The organism is Herpetosiphon sp. (assembly GCF_003512625.1).
Classification (GTDB): domain Bacteria; phylum Chloroflexota; class Chloroflexia; order Chloroflexales; family Herpetosiphonaceae; genus Herpetosiphon; species Herpetosiphon aurantiacus.
Genome location: NZ_DOPT01000005.1, coordinates 11,975 through 17,991, shown reverse-complemented (window position 1 = coordinate 17,991; position 6,017 = coordinate 11,975). Strand labels below are relative to the sequence as shown.

At 49.9% G+C, this 6,017-nt stretch carries 8 protein-coding genes and 1 pseudogene; 8 read left to right on the top strand and 1 reads right to left on the bottom strand.

Annotated features, from left to right (window positions below):
• Window positions 1-72: 72 nt before the first annotated feature.
• Window positions 73-816 carry a GNAT family N-acetyltransferase gene (locus DEF47_RS01150; RefSeq protein ID WP_012190001.1) on the bottom strand — a complete coding sequence of 248 codons (744 nt, stop codon included), beginning with the start codon at window positions 814-816 and terminating at the stop codon, window positions 73-75.
• Between the two features lie 85 nt (window positions 817-901).
• Between DEF47_RS01150 and DEF47_RS01145 the strand changes: the two genes are divergently transcribed.
• The 8 genes and pseudogenes from DEF47_RS01145 to ureC form a co-directional block, all read left to right on the top strand.
• A complete protein-coding gene (locus DEF47_RS01145; RefSeq protein ID WP_012190000.1) occupies window positions 902-1,033 on the top strand; it encodes a Sir2 family transcriptional regulator in 132 nt (43 codons plus the stop codon).
• A 6-nt stretch (window positions 1,034-1,039) separates the two neighbouring features.
• Window positions 1,040-1,642 (top strand): Sir2 family NAD-dependent protein deacetylase, encoded by a 603-nt coding sequence (locus DEF47_RS01140; protein ID WP_287044921.1) that lies wholly within the window; start codon window positions 1,040-1,042, stop codon window positions 1,640-1,642.
• 153 nt (window positions 1,643-1,795) lie between these two features.
• Window positions 1,796-3,352 (top strand): serine/threonine protein kinase, encoded by a 1,557-nt coding sequence (locus DEF47_RS01135; RefSeq protein WP_287044920.1) that lies wholly within the window; start codon window positions 1,796-1,798, stop codon window positions 3,350-3,352.
• Window positions 3,353-3,523: 171 nt separating this feature from the next.
• Window positions 3,524-4,261 (top strand): urease accessory protein UreF, encoded by a 738-nt coding sequence (locus tag DEF47_RS01130; protein ID WP_012189997.1) that lies wholly within the window; start codon window positions 3,524-3,526, stop codon window positions 4,259-4,261.
• On the top strand, window positions 4,261-5,124 hold the full coding sequence (locus DEF47_RS01125; RefSeq protein WP_012189996.1) for an urease accessory protein UreD: 864 nt from the start codon (window positions 4,261-4,263) through the stop codon (window positions 5,122-5,124). The genes DEF47_RS01130 and DEF47_RS01125 overlap by 1 nt, the downstream gene beginning before the upstream one ends.
• A gap of 15 nt (window positions 5,125-5,139) precedes the next feature.
• Window positions 5,140-5,442 carry an urease subunit gamma gene (locus DEF47_RS01120; protein WP_012189995.1) on the top strand — a complete coding sequence of 101 codons (303 nt, stop codon included), beginning with the start codon at window positions 5,140-5,142 and terminating at the stop codon, window positions 5,440-5,442.
• 13 nt (window positions 5,443-5,455) lie between these two features.
• Window positions 5,456-5,848: an urease subunit beta gene (gene ureB, locus DEF47_RS01115; RefSeq protein WP_012189994.1), complete on the top strand. Its 393-nt coding sequence runs from the start codon at window positions 5,456-5,458 to the stop codon at window positions 5,846-5,848.
• A pseudogene (gene ureC, locus DEF47_RS01110) lies at window positions 5,845-6,017 on the top strand (urease subunit alpha); the annotation flags it as partial. The gene ureB and the pseudogene ureC, both read left to right, overlap by 4 nt.

Below are 6,017 nucleotides of genomic sequence, written 5' to 3'. Positions count from 1 at the left end.
AGGGGGTGAGGGCATGCAAATCGATTGTTAAACCCACCATTGTAAGGTTATGCGGGTGAGAGCCTGTCAATATTAATTATTTGGCTCAGCGACTGGCTCAAATACCACCAAACTTGCCCGTTGTTGGTAGCCTAATGCTTGGTAGAGCGGCAGACCTGCCTCGGATGCCACCAAAACACTCCATTGTTCGCCATGGGCAGCGGCTTCATGCAACACATGAATCATCAACGCTCGTGCGATGCCGCGCCGTCGATAATCGCTGGCCGTGTATAAATTCATCACATAGCTATGTTCGGCATCGATTCGGCAGGCTCGCACTCGTGCCACTACCCGCTGATCAAGTGCAATAAAGCTATGGCGCAGGCCTGACTCATGCAGGCGGGTCTCGCTAATCCAGGCCCGCTTGGCTGGATCATTGTTGTTCAGCCATTGCATTTCAGCGATGGTTTTGGCTTGACCAACCGAATAGCGTTGGTCAGGCGGCGGTAGATCGCTGAGTTTGCGGACAAACAGCACTTCGTTTGAGCTATGGCGATAACCAGCGGCATGGTAGGCAGCGTGATCGCTGGCTGGCCGATCAACGAGGGTAATTCGATGATCGGCGGTTGGTTGGTAGTTGGCAAGCATTGCTAATACAGCGGCAGGTGAATGATTTTGCACAATCACCTCATCAGCAACGTGCGGCTCCTGATTCCAAACATCATCGACATGCAGAATAGTTAAACCATCAATAATATGGCGTTGTGAGCGATTTTCGACGCTAGGAATGCCAATTTCGCCGTACATAAAGATTTCTAGGGCTTGCTTGATCTGCATTTGTGGTTAGCTCCCAATTAGTTCAGCTTGAAACATCATCGTATACTAGCCATATTGATGCTTGATCGGCCTAACGAGGGAATTTATGTTTGAGCAATTTGATCCAGGGTTGATTGCGACCTTACGCGCCGCCCGTTCGCTCACGATTTTGACCGGAGCAGGAATCTCTGCTGAGAGTGGGATTCCGACCTTTCGTGATAGCTTGGCTGGGCTGTGAAATACGATTGATGTTGAGCAAGTTGCAACTTTAGCAGGCTATTTGCAGCAACCTGAGGCCGTTTGGGCTTGGTATCAGGCGTATCGTCAGCAGATGCTTGATGTTCAGCCGAATGCTGGCCACGTTGCTTTAGCCCAACTTGAGCAGCATATCCCAAGTGTGACGATTATTACCCAAAATATTGATGGACTGCATCAGCGGGCTGGCTCAACGAGGGTGATCGAGTTGCATGGCACGATTAATACGGTGAGTTGTAGCGCCGCTGAACATGGCAGTTTGGCTTGGCCAGATAGCCCAAATTTGCCGTTTTGTTCAGTTTGTGCTGCACCGCTGCGTCCCGATGTGGTCTGGTTTGGTGAACGTTTGGATCTTGCCAAGATTCAGGCGGCTGAATTAGCCAGCCAAACCTGTGATGTATTTCTGGCGATCGGCACATCGGGCGTGGTCGCGCCAGCCGCGACCTTTCCGATGACTGCCCGTGCCCATCGTGCCCGTTTGATCGATCTCAACCTTGAGGATACGCCGTTGAGTCGCCATGCTCGCCATCGTTTACGCGGCACGGCGGCGCAGCTATTGCCAGCCTTGCTGGCTGCGACTTGGGCTGAGTAATGATTCAATCTTGAAGGCTTGATTATAAGCTTGTATACTGTGCATGCCTAACAACCCTTGAAATTGAATTGTGAGTTTGACTGATGAATCAATCCCAGATTGTTTGTTCAAACTGCCAGACCTTGCTAAATACTGACCTGTGGTACGAAGAGGGTGGTCGATACAGCCGCAATGGCCTTGACCTATGAACTTAATCCTAGTCCTCCAAGTATGCATACAGCAACCTTTCAAATGGGGGTCAGCGGCCCAAATCCAGCTTCGGCAACCGCCCCACGTTCGGTAAGCACTTGGGAAACTGGCGATCTGATCGGGACGAATCAGCGTTATCAAATTACTCAATTTCTTGGCAAGGGCGGCTTTGGTGAGACGTTTCTAGCCAAAGATCTCCAGTTAAAACGCGATTGTGTAATTAAGCGTATGCGTTCTGAGCCACACTGGAGTACGCTTGAGCGTAGTCGGGCTGAGCAAAACTTTATTCGCGAAGCTGAATTATTGGCTGCTTTAACCACCCCAGGCCATCCTAATATTCCTGAAATTTATGAATATATCGCAACTGAACCATGTTTGATTATGAAATATATTAAGGGCAAGTCGCTCCAGCACCTGATTGGCGCATTGTCAATGGAGCAAGCACTCAATTATGTCGCTGATATTGCTAGTGCCCTAATCTATATGCATGCGCAAAATGTGTTTCACCGCGATATTAAGCCTGAGAATATTCTGTTGGGCGATGATAATCGGGTTTGGCTGATCGATTTTGGTTTATCGAAGGCTGATCCTCAATTACTCCAAGTAGCAAGTGATAATGCTCAACATTCGATGATTGCAGGAACAATGGGTTTTGCTCCACCAGAACAACTTATGGGTAGAGCCACCCTGAAATCTGATATTTATGCTTTGGCGGCAACGTTGCATGTGTTATTAACTGGTTATCGTTCTCCCTTAACTCCCCATGACATCGAAGGGATTCGGAATGGTACAAAAGGGCAATTTCCGCTTGTATCAACGCTGAATCCTGCGGTAGACCCACGGATTGAGCACCTAATTGGGCAAGCCATGGCCTATGAACCAGAGCAACGCCCGACAGCTGAGCTTTTTCGCCAAACGATTTTGCAGGTTTTACAGCCCGATGCGCGTTTCGTCAGTATCACAACTCCGACTGGCTCAGTTGTTCGCAATCCTGTCGAGTTGGGCCGTTGGTGTCATAATCATTGGAAGAATGCGACTGATTGGTTAAGGGGCAACTTGCCAGAGGTGATCGAAACGGGATTTTTGAATGCCCAATTGGCGAATCAAGTTCGCGATTTACGCAAAAGTTATCAAACTGATATCGATATGGCGCTGGATTTGGTGATTGAGCGTTTGACTGATGGGAAAATCTATCAAGCTGATCTGATGATTACGCCTAATCCAATTGATTTTGGGAGTGTCGCTATCAGTCACGAATTCATTGCTAAACAAATTACGATTACTAATACTGGTGAACGCTACGTATATCTTCGTTTAGAGTCTACAGCATGGCTATGGGTTGATCGATCAGACAAGAATCGACAATCAGTGCTGTTATCACTCCATCCCCAACAGAAGAAACAGTTAACGTTGTATGCAAACGTTAGTGATCAGACTGTGAGTGGGCATTTACGAGCCTTGTTGAAAGCTTCAAGCGCAAACAGTTTGCTGTCACAATTCGCATGCCCTATTGGCGATTAACCCTTAAACATATTAAAGACTTTGGTTCTAGCCTGTCGGATTATTGGTTAGTTATTGTATTGGTGTTGCCAATTCTAATTATTTTAGGTTCGTGTATTTGGGGAATCTTGTTACGATCTTAATTATTTTGGCTTAATCTTGTGCAAACTGCTTGGTTGAGGTTTAGGCAGTTTGCCCAACATTGGCGATTTTTGGCTCGGCTATACTGGCGTGGTGATGTTAACGAACGCTTTTGCCCAACTAAAATTGTTGCAACTTGCCGATAGTGCTCTTCCAATTGGTTCAACCGCCCATTCGTATGGGGTTGAGTCGTTGGTAGCCGAGGGTCAATTGGGCGTGGCTGGGCTGGGCCAGTTTATGCGAGCCTTCATTCAAGAGAGCGGCCAGCTTGAGGCCTACTTGGCGAATCAGGCTTGGCAATTAGCTGATGCTACTGCCTTTGATCAGGCTTGGCTCGATTTAAATGATCACGCGGCGGCCTTCAAGCCTGCCCGCGAAAGCCGCCACGCCAGTGCGGTGCTTGGTCGGCGCTTGCTTGGCCTAGCCTTGCAATTGGAACCGTTGCCACGCTGGCAACAAGCCAGCACTTTAGCCCAATCTCACCAGATCGAAACCCATCATAGCTGTGTTTTTGGCTTGGTGGCAGGCTGCTTGGCGATTGAGGCTGAGGCCATGCTGGCAGCCTTATTGCAACAAATGACGTTGAGCTTGATTTTAGCATGCCAGAAAATTTTGCCGCTTGGGCAGGTACAAGCCCAGCAATTATTGTGGCAGTTGCATCCCACGATTAAAGCGGTCGTTGCCCAAACTCCACACATGATGTTGGCTGATCTCGCGCCTTGCAGCATTGGTTTAGATGGAGCGAGTATGCGTCACCCCTTGCTGGGTACACGCCTCTTTATTAGTTGATGCAAACCGCGACCCGCCTTGAGCGTATGCATGGCCATTTGGCGCTCGATTTTACGCTTAAACAGCAGCGTACCCGTTTGACGGTGCGCGAACATCGCCCGCCCTTGCAGGTGGTGCGCGATTTTGGCTTGGCCGATGGCACGAGTTTTGTGCATTTGCATAATGTTGCTGGCGGTGTGTTGGCGGGTGATCAGCTGACCACCACAATCAAGCTTGCTGCATCGACCAAAGCTCAACTGACTACGACTAGCTCGACCCGCATTTATCGCAGCGATGGCGAGCAAATCGCTTATCAACAGGTGCAGGCCACTTTAGCCGAACAGAGTTTGCTCGAATATTGGCCGGATACGACGATTCCGTTTGCTGAGAGTTTGTATCAGCAGCAAACCCGCATCGATTTGGCTGCTGACGCTGGTTTATGTTGGTGGGAATTTCTTGCGCCAGGCCGCGAAGCCTATGGCGAACGTTTTGCCTATCGTCAGTTGCGATTGGATTGCGATATTTATGCTTTGGGTCGGCCAATTTTGCTGGATCGCATGCGCTTACAACCAAGCCTGCAACAACTCAGCAACCCCTTGTATTTTGGCAAATACAGCTATTTGGCAACTGGCTATATTTGTCGGGTTGGTTGGGATGCCGTCCAGTGGAAAGCCCTCGAAGCTGAATTAATGGCCTTTGCTGCCAGCCAAACCAAGCTTGGGCGCTGCTTGTGGGGTGTGAGTTGTCTGGCTGCTCATGGGCTGGTGATTCGCGGGTTAAGCAGCAATAGCCGCGATCTGCTGGCGACGGCTTTTGACTATTGGCGCTTCGCCAAACAAGCGTTGTACGGCACAACCCCCAATCTGCCGCGCAAAATTTATTAGTGTGAGGCTTGTGCAATGCACCTAACTCCGCGTGAACAGGAAAAATTATTGATTGTGGTGGCCGCCGATTTGGCTCGTCGTCGTCAGGCGCGTGGCCTCAAACTGAATTATCCCGAAGCGGTGGCAATTATCACCGCCGAATTGCTGGAAGCCGCCCGCGATGGCAAAAGCGTGGCCGAAATTATGAGCTATGGCACAACGATCTTGACGGTTGACGATGTGATGGATGGGGTCGCCAATATGATTCACGAGGTGCAAGTTGAGGCGACGTTCCCCGATGGCACCAAGCTTGTGACCGTGCACGACCCAATTCGTTGATGAGGAGCCGCAAATGCAACCAGGCGAATATTTAATCGATCAACCAACCGAGGCGATTGCTGCCAACCTTGGCCGCGCAACCTGCGAGCTGTTGGTGGCGCATACTGGTGATCGGCCAATTCAGGTTGGTAGCCACTACCACTTTTTTGAGGTCAATCGGGCACTGGTGTTTGATCGTGGCCTAGCCTATGGCATGCATCTCAATATTCCGGCGGGCACGGCGGTGCGCTTCGAGCCAGGCGATAGCAAAATTATCAATTTGGTGGCCTTTGCTGGCACGCGCCAAATCTATGGCCATAATGGCTTGGTTAATGGAGCGTTGGATGCCGTCGATCAGCGGCAAACTAGCCTCAACGCCGTTCAACAACAGCAATTTGGCCATCGGGCCCAAGGAGATTTGGAATGAGCTTATGGATTCCGCGCCAAACCTATGCCGATTTGTATGGCCCGACCAAAGGCGACCGCTTGCGTTTAGCCGATACTGAATTAATTATCGAAATTGAACACGATTTTGCCCACTATGGCGATGAAATTACCTTCGGCGGCGGCAAGGTGATTCGCGATGGCATGGGCCA